This window comes from Polyangiaceae bacterium (genome assembly GCA_020633205.1).
Lineage (GTDB): Bacteria > Myxococcota_A > Polyangia > Polyangiales > Polyangiaceae > JAHBVY01.
Genome location: JACKEB010000014.1, coordinates 602,888 through 628,440, shown reverse-complemented (window position 1 = coordinate 628,440; position 25,553 = coordinate 602,888). Strand labels below are relative to the sequence as shown.

Below are 25,553 nucleotides of genomic sequence, written 5' to 3'. Positions count from 1 at the left end.
TGAATTACTTACAAGCAATCGTTCCAAGGCCGCGGCGCTTATTTCCTCGCGGCATATCAATCGACGTATGCATTTCGTTTGCGCGCTCGGCGCGAGCCTCGCGCTCGTTGCCTGTGGCGGAAGCGACGACACCACGACGACCGGTAGTGGCGGCAGTGCTGGTTCTAGCGGCAGTGCTGGCTCCAGCGGCAGTGGCGCCTCAGGTGGTAGCGGAGCTGGAGGCTCTGGCGCAGTTGGTGGCAGCGGCGCAGTTGGTGGCAGCGGCGCAGTTGGTGGCACTGGCGCAGTTGGTGGCAGCGGCGGAGCGACAGGAGGCTCAGGCGGCGTGGCTACCGGGGGAACTGGCGGCGCCGTTGGTGGCGCCGGCGGCATGACCAGCGGCGGCTCAGGTGGCATGGCCACGGGTGGTGTCGGCGGGGCGACTGGCGGTAGCGGAGGAACGACTGGCGGCTCAGGCGGCATGGCCACCGGCGGTTCCGCGGGGATGTCCAGTGGCGGCTCAGCGGGCATGGGCACAGGCGGAACAGGTGGCACCACAGGAGGAACCGGCGGAACGACAGGGGGAACCGGCGGAACGGGTGGGGCCACCGGCGGCACAGGTGGAACAGCAGGGACCGGCGGCACCGGCGGCACGGGTGGCGCGAGCGGCTGCACGATCTCCGGCAGCACGCGCACGAACCTCGCCCGCGGCGCAACCGCGAGCGCAAACACGACCTTCGGCGGCTACAGCGCGGCGCGGGTCAACGACGGCAATCGTAGCCACGCCCTCGGCGGCTCCACCAGCTGGTCAAACAACGGCTCGGTGCCCGCCTGGGTGGAACTCAACTTCGGTGCGCCCAAGCGCTTTGGTCGCGTCGATGTCTATGCGACCACCGGCTACATCATCCAAGACTACGAGATCCAGTACTACAACGGCACGTCTTGGATCACCATCACGGACGTGGTCGGCAACGCGAGCCTGATCTCGACCTCGACATTCCCCGCGGTAACGGCCCAGCGCATGCGAATCTACGCGACCAAGGGGTCAACATCCCAGCCAGGCTACACACGCATCAACGAGATCGAGGTCTACGACAACCAAGCGCTGGACGCGACCGGCAGCGCATCGTCGACGTATCCCAACTACAGCATCGCCAAGGCACACGACCGCAGTCGAGGCACCAACCTGAACGACGGCTGGACGAACGTGGGCAGCCTACCGGCGTGGATCGAGTTGGACTTCGGTGAGTGTCGCCAAGTAGACCGCGTGGAGTTCTTCGGCACCGCCGGCTACGTCGCGCGGGACTACGACATCCAATACTGGGACGGTTCCGCATGGCAAAACGCCGCCACCGTCGCCGGCAACACGAACGTTCACAACGTCCACTCGTTCAACCTCATCGCGACCGACAAGATCCGCCTCTTCGGGCGACTCGGTCCCGCGAACCAGAGCACTTACGTCCGAGTCAACGAGCTCGAGGCGTACTGAGCAGAGGAGCCCATCAAGCAGCAAATCCCAACACAAGTAGTCGGATCGAGACGCCCCGGGAGTGGTACCAGGCCGCTCCCGGGGCGCCCCCCATTTGAGCTCCGTCTCAAGCGCCTCGCGCTGTTTTCGACCCCGCACCACCTCCCGAATCAGCTGTTTTTCAGCCATTTTTGGGGGGGAGGCCCGGCTGGCCTACGCTTGCTCTCCAACCGCGCTTGACAGGGTCTGCAGAGATGATAGAAGCCGCGGTCCCAACGGGTCATTAGCTCAATTGGTAGAGCAGTGGACTCTTAATCCATTGGCTGAAGGTTCAAGTCCTTCATGACCCACTCTAAGCCGCGCTGAAGCGCGGCTTTTTTTTCAGGACTCTCTGACCTCGGCAGCCCGAGCTTAGCTCGGGCAGACTGCCTCGGTTTCAAGTCCTTCATGACCCACTCTAAGCCGCGCTGAAGCGCGGTTTTTTTTTTCAGGACTCTCTGACCTCGAGGCGACGACCTTGGTCGGCGCCCAACCTGACGACGAAGCGGTGCACACCTGGAGCAAGGCGGAGCGCTTGCGCGCCCCCACTCCGTTGGGCGGGCAAGCGCGTTTGCTCAGCGGCGACGCGAAGTGCCGCGAGCGCAGCTCGCACAGGCTCCCTCGGTTTCAAGTCCTTCATGACCCACAGCTAGATTGAGCGGGATTCCCCATCGAGGCGGGTCCCGTTTTCTGCTTTGTGGCCCATCCTATCTGTCACCTCGACGATGAGCTTTTCGTTTTCAGCTGCTTTGAGCACCATGAATCAACACGAGGAAGCGCGAGCTTTCGTCAGGCGCCGCATGGGGTAGGCCGTCAGCACTCGGAACGCAGCTAACGGGCGAAAACGCGATGGGCATTACACGATTCTTCAAGCAGCTCTTCGCAGCGAAGCCGCTCAAGGTCGACTACACGACTTTTACAAACGACCGGCTCCGCCAACTCTGGGATGAGCGAGCTGACCTCACCGATGAGGCTCGTAGCGCCCTGCAGAGCGAGGCCGAACGCCGGGGCATCGCGCTCGCCCGGCCTGCCGTAGGAAAGAAGAAGAGCAAGCGCCACGCGCCACCTTTGAAGTCACCTCCCTTCTCCGATTCGACAGATGAGCTATCGATCGGCTACCAGCCGGACGGATCGATCGACATCCAGTCGGGAGCTTCACGCGTTGTCCTCAACGAGCCGCGCCAAGACGATGATGGCCGCCCCCGCTCGCCCGACGGGCTAGACGTTGCGCGTCGGCTCTTGGCCAAGCTTGCTCCCCAGCGTTCCCTTGAGGAACCGGCGTATACGTTTGTCGAAGCGGCACTCCTTGCGGCCAGGGCGGGTGATTCGCTGCCAGCGTTCGCCTCCACGCGCAGAGGCTTGCTAGCCGAACTGTGTTGTGCAGCCGCGGCACGCGACTCGGAGCGTCTGCTGGCTGTGAGCGATAGGGACGAGCAGCTGACGTACTATCGCGATGCGCTCCTCTTGCCTTTCGACGCTCCCAGGGTCTTGACGCGATCACCTCAGAACCTGCATGCGATTGTGCTGACAGCAGCGAGTGACCGAGGTCTTGCTGAACGGCACCTCGCTGAACTCGCTGACCAAGATCTCCCCGACGGTTTGTTGGTGGAGGCGACGCTAGTCGCCCTCGATCTTGGACTGGATGCCAAGCCACTCCTCCGCAAATGGCAGGTTCCTCGCGGCAACGACGAGGGTGAGAGGTGCCATCTGTGGAGGGCAGCTGAGGTTCGGCGTACGGTGCGCACCGACCTCGAGGCAGCGCTTGCGCTGGAGGTGGAGCTGCCCGCCGGCTGGCGGCACGACGACGACGCCTCGCTCGCCGTCGCTGTTAGGCTCGCCCGCAGCGATCCGGCGCGCGCTGTCGCCATCGCGAAGGAAATGGAGGCTGACCTCCGACACATGAGCTGGCTACGAGGCTGTGCGCGCGAGAGCGCGCCTGGTGCTGGCGAGCTCGTCGACGAATGGATCTCGGCGTTCAACTCGGGAACGTACGATCCGTACGGCTACTTCTCGGGCGTCCTCGAGTCGTGCCTTTGTTTGGGCGACGTCACTCGCACAACTCGGTGCTTGGAAGTCGCTGGAGCGACTGGTTGGCAGGTCGCGCATGCGGCGCGCTGGAAGCTTGGGCATGTTGCAGAGCGTGAGGAGCTGCTGGCGGCGCTTCTGATTCCGCACACACCAGGGCTTGTAGCCGGTCGTGCCGTAGAGCCTCACGCCCTTCCCCTTGCGGCAGGAAAGGTCGTCATCCGACCGGGTTGGCTCGATTTCTCCGACCCACATCCAGTCGAAACGCTCTCGATCGTCGCGGCCCTGGGAACGGATTCGCCGGCCTGGATGTGGGACTGGCCGCCCTAAAGATCGCGGAGATGGCGAGGGCTCCGGTCATGCTCGCTCAGCCTCCGCGGCTTCGGGTCGACTTTGAGTGACGAGGAGCTCCCGCAGCTTGGCGATGCGGTTCAAGACCGCTTCCCTTCGCGCGTCGAGGTCGGCGCGCATGCGGTCGATGTGTTCGAGCTTGGTCAATAGCTGTGGGATGCCTTCCTCGCACGGCCCGGCTCCTTCGTCCGTCAGGCAAGCGGCCATCCTTCGAACTTCTCGCGTGGAAAATCCAACTTCGATGAGGTCGCGGATGCGACCGGCGCGTCGCAGGTCGGCGTCGCTGTAACAGCGATAGCCGTTCTCCGAGCGCCGTGCCTCCAGGAGCCCCGCCTTCTCGTAGTGGCGCAGCATGCGCTCGGTGATCCCGAGCCTCTCCGCGGCTTCCTTGATCTGCATCACGAACCTACGGCTGTCCTAGCACGTTGACACTAGTGTCAACGTCAAGAGGCGCCCGCCGAGGTGGCTCTAGGACCGAAGCGACCAGCCGCCGTCCACGGTGATGGTCTGCCCGGTGAGCCATGCGTTGCTCGAGTCGCCCAGGCGTAAGATCCAGGGAACGATGTCCGAGGTGATGCCCCGGCGTCCCAGTGGGACCTGGAGCGCCTCTCGCTCTTCAATCATGCGCGCGTCGTCTTGCTTCAGTCCCATCATTCCGGTCAACGCGCCGCTCTTGACCGGCCCCGGCGCGACACCGTTCACCCGCACGCCGCTCTCAGCGAGCTCCATCGCCCAGGACGTCGTCAGATGTTCCAGGGCAGCCTTGCTAGCGGCGTAGTGCGCCAGCATGGGCGCCGCGCTTCGAGACACGGCCGAGCTGACGCTCACGATCGCTCCCCGCGTCTCTCGCAGCGCTCCAGAGGCGTGCTTCACCAGCAGCGAAGGACCCACGATGTTCACCGCACCAATCTCGGTGATCGCCTCATCCGTGTAGGCGTCAATGGGGAGGGGCTTGCCCGCACCTGCGTTGTTCACCAGGAGGTCCAGGCGCCCCCACTTTCCCAACGCTGCTCCGACAACACTCGCGGCGCTGGATGGCTGAGCGCTGTCCAGCTCCAGAGCCAAGATCGCGTCACTGTTCGCCGCGACACGCTTGAGCCGGGCTTGGTTGCGGCCGGTGATGGCCACGCATGCTCCCCGTTCGACCAACGCCAACGCCGTCGCCGCTCCGATCCCGGAGCTCCCTCCAGTCACGATCGCTACCTTCCCTCGCCAACTGTCACTCGTCATCTCGGTCCCTCGCTTTCATTCCGCCAAGGGTCGACCCTCAGCGTGCGACTTGAACCTAGCGACTTGACGCTAGTGTCAACGTCAAGCCCGGAGCTCCCTCACCCGATCCAAAAGCTGCCCTTTGACCAGTCAATAATTCCACAAGGAATTTAAATGTTCCGTACTTGCCGGAACCTGGCGGCGTGCTCTCGCAGCTGCGGTTGCAGGACCGTGCTCGACTCCCGGGAATGGGAAGCCGTGTCTCATTTCTGACGAGTGCTCGAACGCTCAAAGCGCGGGAAGCTCCACTGACGCTGGGCGTAAGAGCCCGCATCACGACGCGCTCGGTGCGTACAAGCTTTGGAGTGATGAGTTGAGTTTTCCCGATCTTTCGACGTTCCTCGAGTCTCTGCCGACCATTCAGAAGCGGCGCAAATTGCTAGTCTTCAGCGAGAAAGTGTACGCGCCCACCGGCGAGAAGGTGACCGAGGGCTTCCGCTACTTCGCTTGCCCGATTGGAGCCGTGGCGGCCGCGGTGCGCCACGGCGACTTCGCCAGTCTAGTGAACTTGCCTTTCGCGCTAGACGAAGATGGCGATCGGGACACGAGCAGCGTGGTGATTGACCTCGCGTGGACGCCCTCTTGCTCCTTTGTCGCGGCTCAGCCCGTTGAGTATCGGGACCACGCACCGACGCCAGTCGCAGCGCCCGTCGTCTTCGAGGGTCCTGCAGCGCAGGCGCTCAAGGACCATGTGCTAGCTCTGGGAGAGTAGCTGCACGCGCCAGTCATTTCCTCGGGGCACTGACGAATGCGGATTCTTCAGGCGCTCGTAAAGCGCTGGACGACTCCGCTCCACGCCGGGTCGTCGTAGGACTGCTCGGTGTACGCGCCCGCGGTGTAGCGCTGAATCGTCGCTCGCCAGAAGTGCGTTGCGTCTGTGTTGTTCGCGCGCTGGCGCACTTCCCACGGGCCACGAAACAGGTCGAACACGGCGCAGGCCGCGGTGTATCCAATGCCTTGTCGGCGATAGCGACGCAGCACGAAGAACTCGGCCATGTCATGCACGCCCGTAGTGCCAGTTAGGCGACTGCGAACTTGCACGAGCGCAAAGCCAGCGGGCCGCCCATCGACGCGTAGCACGAATGGATGATGCCCTTCCGCGCTCCAGTAGGGCTCGAGGTCCACACCGCTGAAACGACCTTGCTCGTCGACGTCAAGGTCAGCCAAGGCGCTCCAGTCGTAGCAGTAGAGCTGCATCAGACGCTCGAGCAGTGGCTGATCCGTCAGCGCGGCGCGGACCAGCGAAAAGTTCGGCGTACTGACCACCTAGGCTCTACTTCTTAGCGAGCACTTCAGTGCCCAGCGCGGTGCCAGCGGGTTGAGCCCACTTGCCATCGAGCGTGTTACCGGAGACGCGATAGAGCACGGCGCCGGCACCCTTGCCAGCTTCGCCCCAACCGACGACGAACGTCGAACCTTGGAGCATGCCCACACCGCTGAAGGTCTTGTCTGGGTGCTTCCAGGTCACGTTGTAAACCGCGCCGCTTGGCTTGATGGTCACCTCGCCGGTGTACGGCTTGCCATCGCTCGCGTTGGTGCCCGCGGTGATCTTGTAACTGCCGTTCAGCCCAGCGGGTCCCTCGAGGGTCTCGGTTCCGGCACCTGTCTCCACCGCGCTAGTCCAGCGCCCGGTGAGCTTGCCACCCTCGACCTTGTACACGGCGACGCCGAACTCGGCCGCCATGCCCCAACCCACACCGAGCACGTCGCCCTCCATCAGGCCCACACCCTTGTACTGGGAGCCGTCGGAGATGCTCCAGGTCAGCTTGTATACGTCGCCGCTCTGGGTGATGGCGACGCTCCCTTCGTAGCCTCCCTCACCGCCAGGGTTGCTGGCAGAACTGATCGTGTACGTCCCGCGCACCGCTGCCGCGCCGGTGGTTCCCGGAACGGGAGCTGCCGCGGGTGTGGTCGCGGGGGGCGGCTCCTTCTTGTCTTTGCACGCGAGCAGAGCCAACAGAATGAAACAGGATCCGAGTCCAGCAAGCTTACGCATAGCGCCCTCCGTTGAAGTCGGCGGTGAACCGCCAGCCTAACGCTACAGCGTCTCGCCTCGAAAGGCCACGCCTTAGCATCCGCGCTGATTCCACCAGCGCATTCCCACAAACCCAGCAGCTAGTTCCGCGTGGCAATATGCCATGCCTCGAGATCCGCTGGCCCTAGCCTGCTGGTGCGAAGGCTTGGTGCTAGGGTCATAGCCGTAGCGTCTTCAAGTCGCCGGCTGGATCGGCTCGAGCTTCGGCACGCGAAAGCCCATGGCGCCCCAAGCTTTGAACAATCGCCACATGAATCGCGGGGAGTGCGACTGGTAGCTTGGGATCTCATCTTCGAACGCCGCGCCCTCCGGACGATCCTTCAGCATCGTCCGCAGCTCCACCGCGGGTGCGTCTGCGCCGAGGCGATCGCGATACACCGACAACCAGTGTCCTCCCTTGAACTCCAGGAACACGGGGGAGTGACAGCAGCTGGTCACCACTCGCTGCGTCCCAGCGTCAGGGGACAACCGATGAGAGCTCCTCTGCGCGCCGGCCTCGACGATCGCCGCCACGCACTTCAACTGGCTCATCATGGCGGACCCGGTCAACCGCGTCATGCTACTGGGAGCGGATGCGCTGCCTGGACCAGCGTTGAAGCGACACGCGACGGAAGCCGTAAGGGTCTTTCTTGCCGCCTACGGCAAACCCGCCAAGCCAGGGTCGCTTCCTCGCGGTAATTAGGGAGCAGACGTATTGCTCGGAGTTGGCGACCTGATACCCCCTACGCGCAACAGCGGCCCTACGCTGCCGGCTTGAGCCGTCGCCGCTTCCGGGCAATACTCACGCCATGCGGTGGGTCTTGGCCGGCTCCCTGGTGCTCGTTGCGTGCGGTGGCAGCCGCGCTACTGGTGCGCGTGCGCCTGGAGTCTCTGACCAGCCCGTGTCAGCTCCGGTGACCGAAGCGCCTTCCGATGCATCCGGCTCAGTGGCTGAGCCGACAGAGCCGCCGCCGATTGAAACCCCGGCTCCGGCTCCCACGGACCCGGCAGACCTTCCCCCGACTCACCTGACATCGACCCGCCAACCGCTTCCGGAACAAGTGGCGGGCATTCGCCTCGGGGGTCCCTACCGTGAGGCAGCAGAGCGTTGTGGCGGCATCGAGGTCAACGATCGTTTCCCAGATCTTGCGATGTGCTCCCTCACCCCCATCAGCGTCCCAGGCGCGAGAAGCTACGCAGGGATGGAGGTCAACGACGAGCGGGTGTTGGCCATCAGCCTGTATTTCGAGGACAACCCGCTGCCGCTCCTGCGAAACAAGTACGGCTCACCCGAGTACTTTCTGAGCGGCGCGACCCCAGAGCGCGTGACCTCTTTCCGTACAGAAACTGGCCGAGCCGTGGCCCTCTGGCGCCTGGCGGATGGCAACATCACGCTGCTACAGCAAGAGGACGATTTCGGGGTACGCTACGAGGCGAGCGCCCTTAGAAAGTCCATCGAAGGCGCGAACTACTAGCTCCCTTGCCGCCAACTACGCCATCCCGCACCCTGGTTCTCACGGTCCTCGCGATGTTGGCTTTCGCGATGAACTCGGTATTGTGTCGCTTGGCGCTTACGCGAACGCAGATCCTCACCCTCCCTGGACAAGCGGCACCCGATCTCGTCAGCGCGAGCCTCATGGCGCTCTCTGGGGTTTCCTGGGGGATCTACTCGTTGAGGGGGAGAGGACAGGCGAACCCGACATCGACCACCGCGGGGAACTTCATCCGTAGCGTTCCGTTCGTGATCGTCATGTGGCTCGTGAGTCCGCACGCCCATCACCCGACGGATGGCTTGCTGCTCGCGGCGCTCTCCGGCGGCCTGACCTCGGCTGGCGGGTATGTGCTGTGGTACGCCGCGCTGAGAGGCCTCCTGGCGACTCAGGCTTCAGTGGTTCAGCTATCAGTACCGGTATTGACGGCGGCGCTCGGGGTACTCTTCTTGAGTGAACGTGTTTCCCTGCGGCTTGCGCTGGCGGGCACCCTGATCTTGAGCGGGATCGCGCTGGCGATTCACAGCGCTAGGCGACGCTAGCCTTCGGGCAAAACCAGACGTACAAAGACGCCCCGCAATGACGCGCACGGAAGAAACCCACCAGACGAAGCCCACAGGGCGCAACGACTCAGCGACCCCGGTCGGTCCGGAACTCATCGCCGTCCTGACGTGCAACCAGCCAAGCGCGGGCTCCTCGCGGCATTCGCTGCGTGGTGTCACCCGGGTAGAGATCGGGCGCTCCACGGAAAGGCGAGTCCGTCGCGAGGGTGCCACGTTGCGCCTTGGGCTTCCTGACGTCCGCCTGTCCAGCAACCACGCGCGCCTGGAGCTCGTCGATGGGAACTGGTGGTTCGAGGATCTCGGCTCGACGAATGGCAGCAGCATCAACGGCGGCAAAGCATCACGCTGCCTGGTGAGTGATGGCGACCTGCTCGAGCTTGGCTACAGCTTTTTCTATTTCCTCGAGGCAGTAGCCGCTGGTGGTCGACCGAACGATCAGGCCGCTTCTGAGCTCAGCACCGAGCCAGGCCTGGAGACACTGCAAGGTCCCCACTACGCGAACCTGGCACGCCTGATGCGCATCGCCGCGTCACCGGTGGCGATCCTCCTCCGAGGGGAGACAGGAACCGGCAAGGAAGTCCTGGCCCGGGCCGTTCACTCACTGTCCAAGCGACCCGGTCCGTTCATTGCGGTGAACTGCGGTGCGATCCCCGATAGCTTGCTCGAGTCTCAGCTCTTCGGACACCAGAAGGGCTCGTTCAGTGGAGCGATTCGAGATGAGCTTGGCTTCGTGCGCAGCGCCAACCAAGGGACGCTGTTCCTTGATGAAGTGGGGGACCTACCCGCGGCATCCCAGGCGGCCCTCCTGCGTGTGATTCAGGAAGGGGAGGTCGTTCCGGTCGGTTCTGCCAGGCCGATCAAGGTGGACGTTCGCATCGTCTCTGCGACCCATCAGCCGCTCGAGGCACTCATGGATTCTGACCGCTTTCGTCGCGATCTCTTCGCGCGCTTAGCTGGCTTTGTGCATGCTCTGCCTCCGCTCCGAGAGCGCCGCGAGGATCTTGGGTTGATCATCCGTCGGTTGGTCGAGGGCCTCTCGACTCCAATCGAGACCCTGAAGCCAGAGGTTGCGCGCGCGCTGCTGCGCTATGACTGGCCGCTCAACGTGCGGGAACTCCAACAGTGCCTCGCCACGGCGTGCGTCCTCGCCGCCGCGGGCGTAATCAGGCTCGAAGACATCCCACCTGGGGTCGCTGAAGCCGCTCGGCCGGAGTGGAAGAGCGCAGAAGTCAGGCGGAGCAGCTTCCCGGCAGCTACAGCGCTCTCAGCTGAGGACTCCGAGCTGCGACGCGAGCTTGTGGGTCGCCTCAGTGCGACCGGCGGCAACGTCAGCCAGGTCGCGCGTGACATGGGGAAAGCTAGGCAACAAATCCAACGCTGGATCCGCCGTTTCGCCATCACGCTTAGCGAGTACGAATAAGCCACTCGACGCTCGACCGCCAGGACACGCAAGGAGTGCTACATCACGCCATGCTCCGTCGCGCTCTGCTGCTACTTCCACTCCTCGTCGCCTGTAGTTCAAACGACGCGCCCAGCAACGCGAGCGGCGGCGCGGCAGGCAGTACAAGCGGAGGCTCTGCGGGAAGCAGCACCACCGGTGGTGCAACGAGCGGCGGCGCTGGCGGAACCGCAAGCCCTGGCGGGAGTGCAGGCTCGAGCCTCGGTGGCAGCGCAGGCAATCCAATCGGCGGCGTGGCCAACGCTCCAGGCTGCCCCGCGCCCATCACCGAGCCGAGCTGCAACGCAACCACAGGGCTGACAGCACCACTCGCAGATTGCTCCACCGACCAGCCTTGCAACACCCTGTCCACGGCGCTGGCTCCGCCGGACTGCCGCACCACGGCTAGCAGCCGCCCGGCATTTGACGACAACCCACCGCGGGCGTTTCCCGACGGTATCGGCGGCGCGACGCGCTATGCGTGCGTCTTCGCTCCGTCAGACGCAGCGTCTGTCCCTCGCCCCCTCCTGCTCTTCTTTCATGGCAGCCACGGGGACGCCAACAACGTCTACAACAGCACCCTCCTGAGACAGAAGGCAGAGACCGCGACCCTCGGCGGCAGCGGCGCCGCCGCAGGCTTCGTCCTCGCCTCCGTTCAGGGCCGCAACACTCACTGGGTGGGCGTAAACACTCCGGGCTCCCATCACGACTACTACTACCGCGACCTCAGCTCGCCGAGCTGCAACCCCGACGTGCGCAACGCAGACAACATCGTGGATGGCTTGGTCGCCGAGGGCATCGTCGACCCCCAGCGCATCTACGTCAGCGGTTGGTCCAACGGCGGCTTCTTTGCGGCCATGTACGCCATCGCTCGCCACGCGACATCGACTCCGGGAGGAAACAAGATCGCAGCTGCAGTTTCCTACGCCGGAGCGGATCCGTTCTTGAACATCGACGACAGCGCGACACCCTCCTGCCGACTCAATCCGTACCCCAAGTCGAGCCTCCCGATTCAGCTCGTGCATCGCGCTTGTGACGGCATCGTGCCGTGTGACGCGGCCCACCATGCTGCGGGCACCGACCAAGGCTTCGACGTCGAGTCTTGGGCTACGGCCCTGGGAACCCAAGTCGGGGCTGGCGTCGAGGACTTGATCATCGCCAGCGATGGCAGCAGCGAAGTAGCGACATGCGACCCGGGCTGCACGTCCGCTCAAGGCACCCTACCCCACCTGCGCTGGCCCGATGGCGTCGCGGATGGGAGCAACCAGGACTACGAAGTGCGGATGCTCGAGTTCCTCGCGGCTCACCCGCTCGCGCCATGAATTTTCCGCACGGTATATAGCCCAGCTCAGGCGAAGGAAGCTACTTGTCCTTCTTCTCCAGCTTCTCTTCGGTATCACGCTTCTTCACCGCGGCCTGGCACGCATCCATGCTGTCAGGCTGTGCTTGTTGAATCAGCTTACAGTAGCACGCCCGCTTCGCGGGTTCGTCGTGGGCGCTGTCGGCACACGCCAAGTAGGCGGACCAGTTCTCGTCGCTGGCGGTGATGGGGGCGAGGGGCACACCGTGAGCGATGCGCTCCAGTGCCCACGCTCGGACCTCGAGGCGCTGAACGCGCTCTTGCGCCTTCTGCGCCTCGGACTCCGCCCCGCTCGCCGCAGACGACGCACTCGCCGCTTGCGCCGACGCGCTCATCGCCACCGATGCGGCCGAGTTCGCGGCTTCAGCCTTGGTGGAGGTGCTGGCCTCCTTCTGTACCGAGACCCAAGCCGCCGCGACGGACGCTACCGCGGGGATCACAGCCAGCGCCACCGGGAGGCCCCAGCTCGGCCTTGCCGGGGCGGGCTCCGGCTTCGGCTCCGCAGGCTTGGCCTCGAGCTTCTGCTCGAGCGCGGCAAGCCGGCGCTCGAGCTCAGCGACGCGTGTGTCGTCTTCCACGGGCTCCCTCTCCACTGAGCAGCAGTGTAATCCCGAACCCGTGTTTTCAGGTAGAAATGGCTCGACCAGTCAGGCGGCAGCTACCGCGCGAATCGCCAGTAGCCGCTTGTAGAAGAGCCTCGCCCGCGCTTCGACGTTTGCGGGTTTCACCCAATTCCAGCCCAGAGCCTGCCAATCCGGGTCGTCTGGGTCCAGTCCCAGGGACTCGACGAAGGCGACGCCGGTGACGAAGTAGTCGCGCTTGTACGCGAACAGATAGGCGACGCCGTCTCTGCGCGCGTCTGCCCAAGCGGCGTGGGCTTCGTCGTAGCTCGAGAACCAGTGGTTGAGCACACCGCTCGAACTGTAGAGCAGCGTCCCATGTTCGGAGATCTCGACGTCACCGCTCAGGGCACGTAGCGCATGCTCCCAACTCGGGAAGCCGCACTCCCGCGCGACGACCGCCAGGCAGTGCTTACGCCTGAGCTCCCCGCCTTGGGCGACAATCGCCGCGTCATCCGCGCGACGGAGTTCGGGCAAAGCGCGCAGCCGCTTTACGGCGGCTGGATCACTACGCATCACGGCACGGTGCAGGAACTTCGCACGCAGCTTGAGTTCCTTGACTGGATCTTGTGCCGCGGCTTCGTTTCCGCGCGACATCAGGCGCCCCCAGGATCGAGCGCAGGCACCATCCCAGGCACAGCTTCTTCCGTGAGTGGCAACAAGCGCGAATCCTCGAGGGCGGCGATACGATGCCCGACCCCTGCCAGGTACGCAGGGTCAGACGCGAAGGCCAGGAACGACTCCACGCTGGCTTGCTTCACCAAGAGCATGGCGTCCCAGGCTTCTTCGGTCGGGCCAATCAGAAACGGCGCACCTCTCCCCCAAAACAGGATGCTTCCACCGGACCTCTGGAGCAGTGGCAGCGTGTGCTCCATGTAGACGCCATATGCGGCTTCGCCGCTGACGGGTGTGCTCGGGGCAAGCTCTGGGTGCGCTGAATAGTCCGCGACTTGCCGGTACTTCAGCAGGTTGAGCATCACCACGGGGCCTTGAAGACCACGCTGTACGAAGTCGCGGCCCGCGGCTTCGGTCACTTCCAGATACGTGCGCTGGGCGCTGGTCACCATCGGAGACATCTCCCTCTCATCCGCACGGATGAGAATTGAATCAGCCGCTACCCGCTCCCTCGGCTTTGAGGATGTCGCGTCACGATGTGATCACGCGAACAAAAGACACACAAGCAGGGTGAGCACTCTTTCCGGCGGGAAGGGCGCCCCTGCGGCACCCAGGACGCGAAGTTATCACGGGCGCTCCGCCTCGCAACCGTTAGATCCCCGACGTAGTCCGCTCTTCCCTGGGGGTGGGAGTAGCCGCTATTCTAACTTGATTAAACCTCTACTCACCCTCTCCATCGGCGCGCTGTGCCTCGGCTTGACCGCTGCGGCCCACGCTCACCCCGACTCAATCACCTCCCTCGGGCTAACGCCGCTCCCGTCCAGCTTCAACGCCACGGAGTGCAGCGACTGCCACGTTAGCCCCAGTGGGTCTTGCGGCACGGCCGGAGACCCGCTGGCCCCGTGCCTGAATCCGTTCGGAAAGGCGTATCGCCTGAGCGGTTGGACCACTGCGCTCGGGGACGCTGACACCGACGGCGACGGGCTCAGCAACGCAAGCGAGCTGGGGACCACAGGTTCAGCGGGGTTTCACGCCAGCGCAGAGGCTGCGGGCTGCGATCAGCTGGCGTGCGCCAGCGGAGGCGGAGGGCGCGTGGCGTGCGGTTCCAACGTGGACTGCATGGCGACGCGGGACGCCAGCCCAACCTACAACTACATCTTCGCCTTCGACTGCGCCTTGCACACCGCGGGCACCGTGTCGGGCACCGGCGCTTGGAGTTGTAGCAACTTCGACGAGTGCGCTTCACATCCGTGTGGATCCAATGGGGTCGGGGGCCAAGACGCCATGGGCTGCAATGAGATAGCCTTCTCAAGCTGGAGCCCACCGGGCTACACCTGTAGTTGCGCTCCTGGCTACGGCTTCAACGGCTCCACCTGTGTCGTGCAAACGGAGTGCACTGCTGGAACCGATGACTGCCACCCGCTAGCGGTATGCAACGATCCCAGCTCCGCGTTTGGAGATTTCACATGCACCTGCCCAGTTGGCTACACGGGCAACGGCCACGGCGCCTTCTCCTGCCAGGACACCAACGAGTGCACCGGTACTCCATGCGATGTGAACGCAACCTGCCTGAACACACCGGGCAGCTACACCTGCACTTGCAAGGCCGGCTACGTGGGAGACGGCCAACCTGGCGGCAGCGGATGCAGCGACATCGATGAGTGTGCGGGCCACCCCTGCAGCGGCTACGGCGAGGGGGGAGATGATGGGCAAGGCTGCACGCAAACCGCGAGCGGCGCTTGGACTGCGCCCGGGTATGCCTGCAACTGCAAGCAAGGTGCCTCATCCGACGGCACGAACTGCGTCGCAGAGGACGAGTGCGCCCTAGGCATCGCCGGCTGCGATCCAGTCGCCACCTGCAGCGACCCGTCGACGGCGCTCGGCGACGCGACCTGCACGTGCCCGCCGGGGTACACCGGCGACGGCACCACCTGCACTCAAGACGGCACCGGCGGCAGCGCTGGATCCGCGGGGAATGAGGCTGGCGGAAGCGCCGGTGCGTCGGCAGGTGGCAGCGGCGGCGCGGCTGGTTCGGCGACCGGCGGTTCTGGCGGCGCGAGCGCAGGAGGCACCGCGAACGCCGGCTCGGGCAACTCCACGGCGGCCGGTGGCACTGCTACCGGTGGCGCTGCGGGTACAAGCGGCAGTGCTGGTACAAGCGGCAGTGCTGGTACAAGCGGCACTGCGGGTACAAGCGGCACTGCCGGCACGAACAGCGGTGCGAAGTCCGACGATGACGGAGGCTGCGGCTGCAACGTGTTGAGCAGCGAGCGGCGCCCCCTCGGTGCGGCTTGGCTCTTAGCCCTTGGCTGGATGCTGGTGCGACGCCGACACCGAAGTGCCTGAGGCGTCGTTCGCCTGCTTCTCCAGGCGCCAGGCGCGCACCCGCTTGTAGACGCCAGCGCCGATCAGCGCCGGAGTGGCGACGACGCACACCGGGCATACGGCGCCGAGGAGCACTCCGCTCGCGACGCCGAACGCACCGATCCCAAGGCCACTCGCCAGGAATGCGTTGCCGTCTTTGCGTGCCTGCGCGGCGCCTTGTTCTCCAGTCGACTCATCCCGGGGCGCAGCGCTCGCCACGCCCTCGAACTCGCTCTTCAGCGTCATGAATTGCTCCTCGTCTCCGAGGTCAGAGCCGCGGGGCGTACAAAGGGTTCAGGCGCTGGACTCGCAGTTCGCGATCTTCTGCGTCACCCGCACAGATGGCTCGAAGTGCTGCTTGCGCACCTCGACGTATGCCGGAGCATCCCGCTCTACTTACTCAGACCACGCAAGCCCGGGCCTGGCCCCGCGGCTCAGGCGTTGTGGCAACAGCTGCTCAAGCGTCCTTGAGCAACCCCTTGCCGGGCACGAAGTTAATCTCGAGACGGATCCCATCGGGATCTTCGAACAGCAGTGAGTAGTAGCCAGGCGCCCACTGAGCCTCCTCCGGTGGATGCACCACAGTACCACCGAGCTCTTGCACGAGCTCGTGCACCTTGTCCACGTCCTCGCGCGTTCTCGCACGGAAACAAACATGATGCAAGCCCACGCGACGCTGAACGAAGCGCTCTGAGGCGTGCTCGGTATCCGCCGAGGAGATTGCCAAGCCCGTACGTCCTCCGACGCAGTAGTAGAAGCCATCGAAGTCCATCACCGGCTTCATGCCCAAGAAGGGCAAGAGACGCCCATAGAACTTTCGTGCCTCCGCGAAACGACTCACCGTGAGCTGCACGTGAGCCATGCCGTTGATCTCTATCCCCGCCTCGTCAGTCATGAGCCGCAGGGTAGATCTGCGAACCCACTACCGGCGCTGAAGTTTTGCAGGCGCCGACTGCAAGCACGCACGTGCGCCGCTCAGCGCTCGGGGCCGGGCACCGCAACCTCTCCCGGCTCGAGCTTGAAGCGCTTGGCGACCTCTGGCGGATCCTGTTTTTTGCCCATCCGGTGCACGCGCGTCACCAAGAGCTCCTGGCCATCTTGAGTCAGCGTCAGCGTGTCATGATGGTCGGCTTCGATGCAGTCGAGCACCCAGAGGGCCTGAGCTGTGGTCTTCGTCGTGCAGTTGAGCGGCATCGCGACGATGCCCTCCCAGACTTCATTTCCGCCGGGGTCACTCGACGCGACGACCAGCGACGGCCAGGTGTATTCGACACTGCTCCCGGGTGTCTCCCCTTCGGCGACTGCAAAGGTGCCGATCAGCCAAACCTCGCGGCGGTGCTCGACGGGCTGAGCACTGGGCTCCGCTGTCGTCAGCGCTACCGACTCAACTCCCGCAGGCCTTGGCGACATTGCCTGCTGGGTTGGCGCGCGCGTCCCCGAGTTGCACGCACTCAGCGACAGTATCAGACAGCACACCACCCATTCCGACTTGGACATCGCTCCGACTCCTCGAAGGTTATCCGTGTGGTATCGCCGACGCTTCCCAAACCTGTTTGAACCTCGCGTCTTTTCACGCCTCGCCTCCTCCAGGCGACCCAGCCTCGATGTGAAGCTCGGTTCACTGACGGATAACGTGAGCCAACATGGGCCCAGAAAAACGCCACCGGGGCGCAGGCGACTACGAGGCACGCGACTTGCTACACTGGCGCGACATGTCTCCTCTCCCCCAAACCAGACTGCGATCGCCACTCCTACCGCTGCTCGGCGCCTTGTGTTTGGGCGCCCTGGGTGTGAGCGCTTGCTCCTCAGATGACAACGCGGGTGGTAGCGGCGGACCCGGTGGCAGTGGAGGCTCTGCGGGCAGCGGCGCGAACGGCGGTAGCGCGGGAACCGGGGGAACGGGGGGAACAGCAGGGAGCACAACCGGTGGCAGCGCTGGCACAGCGGGAAGCGAGAACACCCGTAGCATGCGCGTGGGCTTCTCCCCTTGGCCTTGGGACGCAACCGTTTCCGCGGTGAATGACACCTATGACAAGATCGCGACCCACGGCGACCTGAACGCCCATCACCTGGACGGCGGGATCCCGTGGGAAGAAGCGCTCGCGGGCTCCGCCTACCCGGCCAACGTGGAGAACGAGTTGAAGGGTCGGGTGTCACGCTTGGATCCGAGCAAGCCGACCTACCTTGCACTTGCTCCGCTCAATCCCGCACGGAACCAACTCGCGGACACATGGGGAGCATCATCGAATATGCCTCGGGAGGGCGCGTGGGCCACTCGGGACTTCGACTCACCAGAGGTGCAGACTGCTTACGGCAACTTCGCCCTCGACCTGATCGACCGCTTCCAACCAGACTACTTCAACGACGGCATCGAGGTCAGTGAGCTCTTGCTCAATGACTCTCAGGCGTTCGACAAGTACGTCGACTTCGCCTGCAACGTCTACACGCGCATCAAGCAACAGCACGCGGATCTGCCTGTGTTCGTGTCTGTCGCGCTGAAGCATCCGGACTCGGCGGATGCGAAGACGATGCAACAGAACTTCGGCAAGCTCCTGGCCTGTACGGATTGGATTGGGGTGAGCACCTACGGCTATGTGTTCTACGGCCACGCGAACGCCGGTGACCCAGACAACCTCCCGGAGCGTTGGCTCTCCCAGGCGCAAGATATTGCCCCAGGGAAACCAATCGCGATCGCGGAAACCGGCTGGATCGCCGAGGACCTAGTGATCCCGACCTACAGCGTCAACGTGAAGGCCAATGAGGAGAACCAAAGAGCCTACGTCGCTCGTATGCTCAAGGAAGCCAACGCGCTCGACGTGCGCTTCGTGATGTGGTTCACGGTCGTCGACTTCGACCCGTTCTGGAACGGGCTCCTGGGGCAGGACCCGCTCGCGCAGATCTGGCGGGACACTGGCTTGTACGCTGACACGAACACGCCTCGCACAGGACTCGGCGAGTGGGACACTTGGCTCGCCCGGACCTGGTCACCCTAGCCTGAAGAGCAAGTATCAACGCGGAAACGCGCTCAGGCCAACACGGGGGCGCTGACGCTGTACTCACCCGCCTCTTCCAAGACCTGCTCGAGCCATGCCTCCGCCGCCTCACGAGTCGCGAATATGCGCTGTGGCGAGGGCGGAGGAGCAAGCCAGTTGGTAGCGATGATCATGCCTCGCAACACCGGGTTTCGCAGCACGATTGCCCCCGCGAGCACCACACGCTTGAGTTCCGCTTCGTGCCGCTTGATGTAGTTGGCCACCACCCGGCGATGGCGAGCACCCAAACCGCTGGCACCGTCCGCTAGGTGCAGGACGACGTGGCGTCCGCGCGCGACTTGGCGGCGCGACGCTTCCAGGTATGCGTCGAGGTCTTCATCGCTCACCGGATGCTCCGGCCAAACCACCACCACCGAGGGCCAGTGGCGCTCGTCGGTCAGGATGCGCGCCATCGGCCGATCACACCACTCACCTCACACTCCGTCCAGTGAAAGACGCGTGGAAATTACACGTGGCGACAACCACGATCGCCTGCGTACCTACGCCGCTCACTGTTGAGCACTTGCTAGGTCGCGCGTGGGTTACTTCAACACTTCACGCAGCATGCGCGCGAGCTCAGGTGCACGAAACGGCTTCTTCAAGATGTTCGCGTCTTGACCCACCGCGGAGAGGTGCTGCTCCGCGTAACCCGTCATGAAGATGATGTTGAGCGAAGGCATGCGTTCCCGAGCGCGCTCCACCAACTCTGGACCTGAGGCAGTTCCCCCCAGCACCACGTCGGTCAGCAACAAATCCACGCTCGTTTGCTGCAGGATTTCGAATGCGTCCGCGGCTGTCGAAGCTTCCAAAACACGGTAGCCAAGCTCCTCGAGCACAGACACCACCGTACGTCGAACGGCCGGGTCGTCTTCGACAACGAGGACCAACTCGCCGCGACCACGGGGTTGCTCGGCGGCTTCTTCCGGCTCCACGTGGGGAACGAAGCCGACGCGGGGAAGGAACAGCTCAACGCTGGTACCCGCTTCAGTCTCGCTGTGAATGCGTACCGCGCCGTGGCTCTGGGTGACGAATCCATAGACCATGGAGAGGCCGAGACCACTGCCACGCCCGGTCTCTTTGGTGGTGAAGAACGGTTCGAAGACACGCCCGAGATGTTCGCGAGGGATGCCGGTACCGGTGTCAGACACCGCGATCTTCACGTACTCCCCGACGACCAGGCCGTCCTCCGCCACATCCACACGGAAACGGTTCGTCGAGACCATCAAGATCCCACCATCTGGCATGGCGTCCCGCGCGTTGATCACCAAGTTCAGAATCGCATTCTCCAGCTGACTCGCGTCGACCAGCACCGGCCAGAGATCGCTGCATAGCTGAGTTTCGATTTCGATGTGTTCGCCGAGGCTGCGACGGGAGAGTTCTAGGACGTCCGTCACCAATGAGTTCACGTCCGTCGGTTCGGGATTGAGCATCTGCCGGCGGGAGAACGCGAGCAAGCGCTGTACGAGAGCGGCGCCGCGCTCGGCAGCGGTTAGAGCGCGGTCCGCGAGCTCTATCACTGGACGGTTCTCGCCAGCGCGCACCTTTAGCAGCTCCAAGCAACCGGTGATCACCGCTAGCAGGTTGTTGAAGTCGTGCGCGACACCACCTGTCAGTTGCCCCACGGATTCGAGGCGCTGGGCGTGCTGAACGGAGCGCTGTCGCGACAGGATTTCGGCGAGCTTGCGTTCGTTTTGCTCGAGCTCCTTGGCGCGAGTGGCGAGAGCCTCTTCCTTCGCAAGCTCCCGGCTTCTATCCCTGAGTCGTACGAGGGTCCTTTGCGCGCCATCGTCGGCAACGAACTCGCGACGCTGAACCTCCCAGGTGTCCGCGAACCGGTGGCGTAGGCTGCTACCGTGGGCGCCAATCAGCTCGGCCCTCTGGGCGCTCAGCAAATCGCAGAACGCAGAATTGCACTCCTGAATGATTCCCGCGGCGTCCTCGATGCACACCGCGTCGTCTAGAGCGTCCAGCAACCGTCCCACCTAAGCCCTGGAGTATGTCACAGCTGCGGATACCAAGAGAACGCCACTCCGGAATGCCCGCGTTTTGCAGCAGGAAAGGTTGCTTGTTCGCGCCTCCTGGCCGCGAATTCTCAGCAGCAAGCTGCGGATTCACGGGGGCTCGTGCTCTGGGCCGCTCGCGCAAACCTTGTTGTGAAGCGGTGCGGCGAGACATCATTGCCTCAAGATGGCCCCCACCTTCGCTCGCTTGGTCCCGCGTCGTGTCCACCTGCTCGCTACGTTGTTGTCCCTGTGTACTCCACTCGTAGTGGGCTGCGGAGACGACACCAGCGAGCCGGCGGAGAATCCTCACCCCTCCCTCGACTTGCCGGTGGATCAGCGAGGTCCCTACCAGGCGGGACACGTGAGCTACGAGACCACTTACACCCCCGACGGGGAGTCAGAGGCGCGCACGATCCTGGTCCACGTTTGGTACCCCACGGAAGACACCAGCGGAGAACACCCAAAGTACTTGGGCATCTTCGAAGGGCCGTACTCCTTCGAGGGCGCGACCCTGGCCTCGCCACTCGAGAAAGCCGGCTACCCCGTACACGTCTACTCCCACGGGGATCGGGGCTGGGGCGGCACCTCCGACGAGCTGATGAGCTACTACGCGAGTCACGGCTGGGTCGCGGTCGCGCCAGATCACACGGGCAATACGCTGAGCGGTAACCTCGATCCTCGGCCGACGGCGACCTACATCGCGCGCCCCCAGGACATCAGCCAGAGCCTGGATTTCATGGCGAACCTGCCGAGCAGCGACCCGCTGGCTGGCAAGCTGCAGCTCGATCGGGTGGTGATGAGTGGGCATAGCTTTGGGACGTACACGACCTGGGCCATCGCTGGTGCGGACTATGCCGTCGATGCAATCCGCGCGGAATGCCCGTCGGCTGAAGGAACGTGCAGCGAAGCAGAGGTGAACGCGTTTGCGGCTGGCTTCCGCGATCCGCGCGTCGTGGGCGGAATCCCCATGGCCGGTGGAGACAGCGCCTCGTGGTTCGGCGATCTGGACACCGCAGAGATCCCGATCATGCTGATGAGCGCCACGGGTGACCCCGTAGGAGCGGATACGCTATACGCCGAGGTCAAGAACCTGGACCTGACGTGGATCGAGATAACCGGTGGCTGTCACCAGCTGTTCGCACTGGGTGGCTGTCCGGACGTGGAAAGCCCGGTGGGCTACGGGATCGTGGACACCTACGCGCTGGCGTTTGGCCGTCATCTCGTGCTTGGAGACGACAGCGCAGCGACGCTGGCGATCCTCGACGGCACCACCAACGTCTCTGACTTGGTGACGTTTCAACGCAAGAACGCGCAGTAGCTCGAGCGCGCGGCGAGCTTCAGGGCTCGAAGTGGTAGTGCACACCCGCGAATAGCGTCAGGCGTTGCACCGGGGCGAGCTCCGCGGGGCCGTCGCTGCCATACACATTGGCCCCGATGGCATAGGGGCTGTGCTTGGCGAACGAGTAGGTGGCGCCAACGCGGTACTCCAGCGTCTCGACCCCTGGAACGTCTCCGGACACCGTCGCTTTCATGCTCCAGGCAGGATCGACCACGGGTCGCTTGCTGAACTCCCCTTCGTAGTACTGATCCACCAGACGCCGGCCCTGGTACTGGAGCGCCGTGGCCAGCGTGGGCAGATTTTCCCCAAGGGAATACGCGATGCGTGCGTTACCAAACACCTGGGGACCAACGGTGGGAAAGGTAGGCTCCGACCCCGGACTCTCCTGGCGCGTGTATGCACTGGTCAGGGTGAAACCGTAGCGCAGCGAATTCCTCAGCAAAGCGCCGTCGTAGGCGGCGTTGAGCCCCCAGTTGTCGATGCGCGACAGGTTCTGGTACTGGTACGCCTCAGCCGTCCCAGCCGAAAGTTTCCCCGCGGCAATGTTTGCGTCAATCGTGTCCTGATCGAGTGTTTCAATGGCGACCATGTCGCTCCACCAAGAGCGAAACGCCCCGAAAAACAGGCGGTGATAGCCGAAACGCTGCTCGAACGACGCTTCCACCGAGCGCACTGTCTCTGCCTCGAGATCGGGATTGGCGACGTCGGAGTTTGGGTCGGCATAGCCGCGCTCATAGGCGGATGGCGCACGGAAAGCTTGGGAGTAGATGCCCTTGAGCGTCGCGTCCTCCCAGGGCACGTAGACCAACGCGGCACGGGGCGACACCGCAGCACCAAAGCGCGGATCGAAGTCACCTCGCACGCCGGCGTTCAGGCTCAACGGGTCCACGAGCCGTGACGTGTGCTGCAAGTAGGCAGCGGCCGCGACGTTATCTTCACCAAGGTCGCCAACGGTGAGCCGAGTCGGTGAGGCGTGATCTTGCAGCCGGGTGAACGAATCCACGTGGCGTATGCGCGCGTCGATCCCAGCAAGCGTGGAGTTTCGACGTGCAGCGTCCCAGTCGTGGGTGCCCTGGAGCTCCGCACCGATGACGCGCGTCTTTCCGACCAGGCGCCGATCACAGCCGAGGAGCTGACCGTCGACGCAGTCCTCTGCGGCGTCGGTGCGGTTGTACCAATGGTAGTCGTAGAAGTCCGCGTAGAGCTTCGCTTCCAGCGAAGACTTCACGCTGAGCGCAAAGCGCCGCGACACATCGAGATTGATCCAGCGATCGGTCTCGTGGTTGTCAGGATCATCGAAGTTGCCGGTGTCTTGGACGATCGCATCCAGATACGGCATCGAGCGCTTGTAAATCCCAGCCCGCGCGGAAATGGTCCAGTCGCCGATGTACAGGCGCCCGTACGCCGCGGGGACTTCCGTGTCGTAGCTGTCTTCGGCGCGACCACCCCAGACGCCAGCTCGACCTCGCGGACCGAAGTTCTTCGGCTGACCCGTCACTGAGTCTTCGCCGTAGTCCTGATCGCGGAAATCGAAGACTTGGCCAGACTGCCGGAAGTACTCGATCTGCAGCACGGCTTCGGCGTCCTGACCAAACAGCTTGAACTCGCGTCCGTAGCCGGCACCGATGCGGTAGTCCCTACCCGCATCTGAGAAGTAGCCGCTCGAGCCCATGCCGCGCAGACCCTGGTCCTGATCCGTGGGGGCGCTGAACCCTCCTTCCAGGATCAAGTGCACTCCTCGGTAGTCCTTGGCGCGCTTGGTGACGATGTGCACCACGCCCAACATCGCCTGGGAGCCGTAGAGCACCGAACCTGGGCCGAGCACCACCTCCACTCGATCGATCAACTCGAGGGGGACGCCAGCGCCGCGCTCGAAGTATGCGGTGCCGTTCCACGGCTCATTCATGCGATGGCCGTCGACCAGTAACAACACGTGGTTGCCGTAGTCGACGGTCAACATCACGCCACGCGCCCCGACCTCCACCGCATGTAGAGGCGAAGAAGTCGTCATGCCCAGCGACAAGTAGTTCAGCGCCTCGTCCAGGCTGCGAATACCGTAGCGGCGAAGCTGCTCGGCAGTGATCGTCGTCGAAGTGGCTGGAGCCGTGTTCGCGCTCTCACTGCCTTTGCTCGCGGTCTCCACGATGGGCTCGTCTAGCAACGCCTCGACGTCATCGTCGTCCGTCTGCGCAAAGGCGCTAGAGCTAACGCCCAAACAGCTGAGGCCCACAGCGGCGCCGCCCAAACACCGGACGATTCCGCGCGAAAACGCTCGCCGAACAGGGCGCGACCCGCTCATCGGATCACCTCGGCCAGTTTGAGCAAGCGCGCTGAAAATTTCACGTTCTGGCGTTTTGCCTGGGGAAGATTGACGATCAGCTTCGGCTTTCCACTGACCAGGTCGAATGACACGACGGCGCGGCGCTCAGCGTACCCCGCGCGGGAGCCAATCGTCATTACGTCCTTACCGGTCAACGCCTCGGCGACTGTTTCCATCTCGGATTCCAGGCCAGGACACAGGTAGACGATGGCCAGACCGCCCTCGACGACTCTGCTCTCCAGCCACGAAGCTCCGCGATAGGACTCACGTTCCTCGGTATGAGGCAGCCCTCCGACCTTCGAGCGACGGCCAAGTTCAGCAAGCATGAGCTGGGCGGTGCGCTCGGAGTCGACGTCCGAGTCCTTGTACACGACAAGGATCCTGGCGACGTCTCCGGCGCGCGCCTTGAAGTTGCGGTCATAGGACGCGAGTTTCGAGATCAACTTCGCCTGGCGATTGACCGGCAGCTCCACCGTCGCGGCTTCGACGCCACTCAGCCACACCAAACCGAGCAGCCCTGCGGAAGCAGCCAGCCAGGTTCGTCTTGACGTTCGCGCTGGAACACGCATCGACAACTCAGCAATCCCCCATCAGGCAGGATACGGCGCGGAGCAGCCAGCTCTCAACCCTGACTGCGCAACAAATGGGTTTCTGCGAAGGAGCAAGCGAGAGTGCACTGCGGTTCTCATCTCAGCTGCGGTTGTCATCTCAGCTGCGGTTGTCATCTCAGCTGCGGTTCTCATCTCAGCTGCTGCAGCTGCGGTCATGAGTCGGGAGTGGAGGTCAGCGACCCCTGTTCTCAGTGGAATCGAGAGGACAGCGCTTGTGCATGCGAAGTGCCTGAAAACCCGCTGGATCCGTTCATATCCCAACCCGTATGTATAAGCGCAACAGCGCATCGGGCGCTCCACTGTTCCTCGACCCCTGCGCCGGAGGTTGATGAGCCGCCCTGCAAGACTGTAGCCCAACCCACGCTGAGCAAGCCGACCTTTCCGCATTCCCTCAGCGGCAAGCGAGATTTCCGCGCGGTATTATCACGCGCCATCTCCAGCGCAAGCAGAGGAGCCCTGGGTGCGCCGAGTGGCCTCCGGGTTGGCGCCTCCGGATCAGCTCGGCTGCTTGGGGGGGAGAGGTCAGTCGTTGGTGGTTTGTGACTGCCTGATCGTGTAGGTAACGCTCTCACTCAAGTATTCCCCGATCGGAATCCAGTGAGCCACTTTGCCGCTCAAACGCGTACTCAGAGTTTCCGGGCGCCAAACCTGAC

At 63.9% G+C, this 25,553-nt stretch carries 26 protein-coding genes and 1 tRNA gene; 12 read left to right on the top strand and 15 right to left on the bottom strand.

Going from position 1 to position 25,553, the window contains the following annotated elements:
* The first annotated feature begins 67 nt into the window (after nt 1–67).
* The 3 genes from H6718_22745 to H6718_22735 all read left to right on the top strand — a co-directional run bounded on the left by H6718_22745 (nt 68) and on the right by H6718_22735 (nt 3,841).
* Nucleotides 68–1,468 (top strand): discoidin domain-containing protein, encoded by a 1,401-nt coding sequence (locus H6718_22745; GenBank protein MCB9588244.1) that lies wholly within the window; start codon nt 68–70, stop codon nt 1,466–1,468.
* A gap of 256 nt (nt 1,469–1,724) precedes the next feature.
* Nucleotides 1,725–1,797, top strand: a tRNA-Lys gene (locus H6718_22740).
* Nucleotides 1,798–2,335: 538 nt separating this feature from the next.
* Nucleotides 2,336–3,841, top strand: a complete 1,506-nt coding sequence (locus tag H6718_22735) for a hypothetical protein (GenBank protein MCB9588243.1) — start codon at nt 2,336–2,338, stop codon at nt 3,839–3,841.
* A 27-nt stretch (nt 3,842–3,868) separates the two neighbouring features.
* On the opposite strand, the gene H6718_22730 is transcribed toward H6718_22735, so the two are convergent.
* Together H6718_22730 and H6718_22725 are read right to left on the bottom strand one after the other, a co-directional pair.
* Nucleotides 3,869–4,261: a MerR family transcriptional regulator gene (locus tag H6718_22730; GenBank protein MCB9588242.1), complete on the bottom strand. Its 393-nt coding sequence runs from the start codon at nt 4,259–4,261 to the stop codon at nt 3,869–3,871.
* A 69-nt stretch (nt 4,262–4,330) separates the two neighbouring features.
* The gene (locus H6718_22725; GenBank protein ID MCB9588241.1) at nt 4,331–5,092 is read right to left on the bottom strand and encodes an SDR family oxidoreductase; all 762 of its coding nucleotides are present in this window, start codon (nt 5,090–5,092) and stop codon (nt 4,331–4,333) included.
* Nucleotides 5,093–5,444: 352 nt separating this feature from the next.
* Here H6718_22725 and H6718_22720 point away from each other — a divergent pair, with 352 nt between their 5' ends.
* On the top strand, nt 5,445–5,843 hold the full coding sequence (locus H6718_22720) for a hypothetical protein (protein ID MCB9588240.1): 399 nt from the start codon (nt 5,445–5,447) through the stop codon (nt 5,841–5,843).
* A 47-nt stretch (nt 5,844–5,890) separates the two neighbouring features.
* On the opposite strand, the gene H6718_22715 is transcribed toward H6718_22720, so the two are convergent.
* The 3 genes from H6718_22715 to H6718_22705 form a co-directional block, all read right to left on the bottom strand.
* Nucleotides 5,891–6,397 carry a GNAT family N-acetyltransferase gene (locus H6718_22715; GenBank protein MCB9588239.1) on the bottom strand — a complete coding sequence of 169 codons (507 nt, stop codon included), beginning with the start codon at nt 6,395–6,397 and terminating at the stop codon, nt 5,891–5,893.
* A gap of 7 nt (nt 6,398–6,404) precedes the next feature.
* Nucleotides 6,405–7,127, bottom strand: coding sequence for a hypothetical protein (locus H6718_22710; GenBank protein ID MCB9588238.1), 723 nt, complete (start codon nt 7,125–7,127; stop codon nt 6,405–6,407).
* A gap of 213 nt (nt 7,128–7,340) precedes the next feature.
* Nucleotides 7,341–7,697 (bottom strand): hypothetical protein, encoded by a 357-nt coding sequence (locus tag H6718_22705; GenBank protein MCB9588237.1) that lies wholly within the window; start codon nt 7,695–7,697, stop codon nt 7,341–7,343.
* A 1-nt stretch (nt 7,698) separates the two neighbouring features.
* On the opposite strand from H6718_22705, the gene H6718_22700 reads away from it, so the two are divergent.
* The 5 genes from H6718_22700 to H6718_22680 all read left to right on the top strand — a co-directional run bounded on the left by H6718_22700 (nt 7,699) and on the right by H6718_22680 (nt 11,958).
* Nucleotides 7,699–7,848: a hypothetical protein gene (locus tag H6718_22700; GenBank protein MCB9588236.1), complete on the top strand. Its 150-nt coding sequence runs from the start codon at nt 7,699–7,701 to the stop codon at nt 7,846–7,848.
* A 106-nt stretch (nt 7,849–7,954) separates the two neighbouring features.
* A complete protein-coding gene (locus tag H6718_22695) occupies nt 7,955–8,620 on the top strand; it encodes a hypothetical protein (GenBank protein ID MCB9588235.1) in 666 nt (221 codons plus the stop codon).
* Between the two features lie 53 nt (nt 8,621–8,673).
* Complete coding sequence (locus H6718_22690) at nt 8,674–9,177, top strand: DMT family transporter (GenBank protein ID MCB9588234.1); 504 nt, start codon at nt 8,674–8,676, stop codon at nt 9,175–9,177.
* A gap of 37 nt (nt 9,178–9,214) precedes the next feature.
* The gene (locus H6718_22685) at nt 9,215–10,618 is read left to right on the top strand and encodes a sigma 54-interacting transcriptional regulator (GenBank protein MCB9588233.1); all 1,404 of its coding nucleotides are present in this window, start codon (nt 9,215–9,217) and stop codon (nt 10,616–10,618) included.
* A gap of 50 nt (nt 10,619–10,668) precedes the next feature.
* Nucleotides 10,669–11,958, top strand: coding sequence for a hypothetical protein (locus H6718_22680; GenBank protein ID MCB9588232.1), 1,290 nt, complete (start codon nt 10,669–10,671; stop codon nt 11,956–11,958).
* A 40-nt stretch (nt 11,959–11,998) separates the two neighbouring features.
* Here H6718_22680 and H6718_22675 read toward each other — a convergent pair whose 3' ends face one another.
* The 3 genes from H6718_22675 to H6718_22665 all read right to left on the bottom strand — a co-directional run bounded on the left by H6718_22675 (nt 11,999) and on the right by H6718_22665 (nt 13,683).
* On the bottom strand, nt 11,999–12,574 hold the full coding sequence (locus H6718_22675; GenBank protein ID MCB9588231.1) for a hypothetical protein: 576 nt from the start codon (nt 12,572–12,574) through the stop codon (nt 11,999–12,001).
* A 69-nt stretch (nt 12,575–12,643) separates the two neighbouring features.
* Nucleotides 12,644–13,213: a hypothetical protein gene (locus H6718_22670; protein ID MCB9588230.1), complete on the bottom strand. Its 570-nt coding sequence runs from the start codon at nt 13,211–13,213 to the stop codon at nt 12,644–12,646.
* Nucleotides 13,213–13,683 carry a DUF1330 domain-containing protein gene (locus H6718_22665; protein MCB9588229.1) on the bottom strand — a complete coding sequence of 157 codons (471 nt, stop codon included), beginning with the start codon at nt 13,681–13,683 and terminating at the stop codon, nt 13,213–13,215. The genes H6718_22670 and H6718_22665 overlap by 1 nt, the downstream gene beginning before the upstream one ends.
* 256 nt (nt 13,684–13,939) lie before the next feature.
* Here H6718_22665 and H6718_22660 point away from each other — a divergent pair, with 256 nt between their 5' ends.
* Nucleotides 13,940–15,577: a hypothetical protein gene (locus H6718_22660; protein MCB9588228.1), complete on the top strand. Its 1,638-nt coding sequence runs from the start codon at nt 13,940–13,942 to the stop codon at nt 15,575–15,577.
* On the opposite strand, the gene H6718_22655 is transcribed toward H6718_22660, so the two are convergent.
* The 3 genes from H6718_22655 to H6718_22645 all read right to left on the bottom strand — a co-directional run bounded on the left by H6718_22655 (nt 15,530) and on the right by H6718_22645 (nt 17,092).
* Nucleotides 15,530–15,841 (bottom strand): hypothetical protein, encoded by a 312-nt coding sequence (locus tag H6718_22655; protein ID MCB9588227.1) that lies wholly within the window; start codon nt 15,839–15,841, stop codon nt 15,530–15,532. The two genes, H6718_22660 and H6718_22655, sit on opposite strands and share 48 nt — an antisense overlap.
* 211 nt (nt 15,842–16,052) lie before the next feature.
* Nucleotides 16,053–16,490, bottom strand: coding sequence for a VOC family protein (locus H6718_22650; GenBank protein MCB9588226.1), 438 nt, complete (start codon nt 16,488–16,490; stop codon nt 16,053–16,055).
* 80 nt (nt 16,491–16,570) lie between these two features.
* On the bottom strand, nt 16,571–17,092 hold the full coding sequence (locus tag H6718_22645) for a hypothetical protein (protein ID MCB9588225.1): 522 nt from the start codon (nt 17,090–17,092) through the stop codon (nt 16,571–16,573).
* A gap of 215 nt (nt 17,093–17,307) precedes the next feature.
* Here H6718_22645 and H6718_22640 point away from each other — a divergent pair, with 215 nt between their 5' ends.
* Nucleotides 17,308–18,588: a hypothetical protein gene (locus H6718_22640; protein ID MCB9588224.1), complete on the top strand. Its 1,281-nt coding sequence runs from the start codon at nt 17,308–17,310 to the stop codon at nt 18,586–18,588.
* 32 nt (nt 18,589–18,620) lie between these two features.
* Here the strand turns inward: H6718_22640 and H6718_22635 are convergent, their stop codons facing one another.
* Nucleotides 18,621–19,040, bottom strand: coding sequence for a hypothetical protein (locus tag H6718_22635; protein ID MCB9588223.1), 420 nt, complete (start codon nt 19,038–19,040; stop codon nt 18,621–18,623).
* 129 nt (nt 19,041–19,169) lie between these two features.
* On the bottom strand, nt 19,170–20,600 hold the full coding sequence (locus H6718_22630) for a response regulator (GenBank protein MCB9588222.1): 1,431 nt from the start codon (nt 20,598–20,600) through the stop codon (nt 19,170–19,172).
* Between the two features lie 214 nt (nt 20,601–20,814).
* Between H6718_22630 and H6718_22625 the strand changes: the two genes are divergently transcribed.
* Entirely contained in the window at nt 20,815–21,948 is a 1,134-nt protein-coding gene (locus H6718_22625; protein MCB9588221.1) for a hypothetical protein, read from the top strand.
* Between the two features lie 19 nt (nt 21,949–21,967).
* Here H6718_22625 and H6718_22620 read toward each other — a convergent pair whose 3' ends face one another.
* On the bottom strand, nt 21,968–24,268 hold the full coding sequence (locus H6718_22620) for a TonB-dependent receptor (protein ID MCB9588220.1): 2,301 nt from the start codon (nt 24,266–24,268) through the stop codon (nt 21,968–21,970).
* Nucleotides 24,265–24,858 (bottom strand): YfiR family protein, encoded by a 594-nt coding sequence (locus tag H6718_22615; protein ID MCB9588219.1) that lies wholly within the window; start codon nt 24,856–24,858, stop codon nt 24,265–24,267. The genes H6718_22620 and H6718_22615 overlap by 4 nt, the downstream gene beginning before the upstream one ends.
* Between the last annotated feature and the right edge of the window lie 695 nt (nt 24,859–25,553).

Coding starts and splice junctions, on each gene's coding strand:
- H6718_22745 (MCB9588244.1), top strand. CDS start 68: ATGCATTTCGTTTGCGCGCTCGGCGCGAGCCTCGCGCTCGTTGCCTGT.
- H6718_22735 (MCB9588243.1), top strand. CDS start 2,336: ATGGGCATTACACGATTCTTCAAGCAGCTCTTCGCAGCGAAGCCGCTC.
- H6718_22730 (MCB9588242.1), bottom strand. CDS start 4,261: ATGCAGATCAAGGAAGCCGCGGAGAGGCTCGGGATCACCGAGCGCATG.
- H6718_22725 (MCB9588241.1), bottom strand. CDS start 5,092: ATGACGAGTGACAGTTGGCGAGGGAAGGTAGCGATCGTGACTGGAGGG.
- H6718_22710 (MCB9588238.1), bottom strand. CDS start 7,127: ATGCGTAAGCTTGCTGGACTCGGATCCTGTTTCATTCTGTTGGCTCTG.
- H6718_22705 (MCB9588237.1), bottom strand. CDS start 7,697: ATGAGCCAGTTGAAGTGCGTGGCGGCGATCGTCGAGGCCGGCGCGCAG.
- H6718_22700 (MCB9588236.1), top strand. CDS start 7,699: ATGGCGGACCCGGTCAACCGCGTCATGCTACTGGGAGCGGATGCGCTG.
- H6718_22695 (MCB9588235.1), top strand. CDS start 7,955: ATGCGGTGGGTCTTGGCCGGCTCCCTGGTGCTCGTTGCGTGCGGTGGC.
- H6718_22690 (MCB9588234.1), top strand. CDS start 8,674: ATGTTGGCTTTCGCGATGAACTCGGTATTGTGTCGCTTGGCGCTTACG.
- H6718_22685 (MCB9588233.1), top strand. CDS start 9,215: ATGACGCGCACGGAAGAAACCCACCAGACGAAGCCCACAGGGCGCAAC.
- H6718_22680 (MCB9588232.1), top strand. CDS start 10,669: ATGCTCCGTCGCGCTCTGCTGCTACTTCCACTCCTCGTCGCCTGTAGT.
- H6718_22670 (MCB9588230.1), bottom strand. CDS start 13,213: ATGTCGCGCGGAAACGAAGCCGCGGCACAAGATCCAGTCAAGGAACTC.
- H6718_22665 (MCB9588229.1), bottom strand. CDS start 13,683: ATGGTGACCAGCGCCCAGCGCACGTATCTGGAAGTGACCGAAGCCGCG.
- H6718_22655 (MCB9588227.1), bottom strand. CDS start 15,841: ATGACGCTGAAGAGCGAGTTCGAGGGCGTGGCGAGCGCTGCGCCCCGG.
- H6718_22650 (MCB9588226.1), bottom strand. CDS start 16,490: ATGACTGACGAGGCGGGGATAGAGATCAACGGCATGGCTCACGTGCAG.
- H6718_22645 (MCB9588225.1), bottom strand. CDS start 17,092: ATGTCCAAGTCGGAATGGGTGGTGTGCTGTCTGATACTGTCGCTGAGT.
- H6718_22640 (MCB9588224.1), top strand. CDS start 17,308: ATGTCTCCTCTCCCCCAAACCAGACTGCGATCGCCACTCCTACCGCTG.
- H6718_22635 (MCB9588223.1), bottom strand. CDS start 19,040: ATGGCGCGCATCCTGACCGACGAGCGCCACTGGCCCTCGGTGGTGGTG.
- H6718_22625 (MCB9588221.1), top strand. CDS start 20,815: ATGGCCCCCACCTTCGCTCGCTTGGTCCCGCGTCGTGTCCACCTGCTC.
- H6718_22620 (MCB9588220.1), bottom strand. CDS start 24,268: ATGAGCGGGTCGCGCCCTGTTCGGCGAGCGTTTTCGCGCGGAATCGTC.
- H6718_22615 (MCB9588219.1), bottom strand. CDS start 24,858: ATGCGTGTTCCAGCGCGAACGTCAAGACGAACCTGGCTGGCTGCTTCC.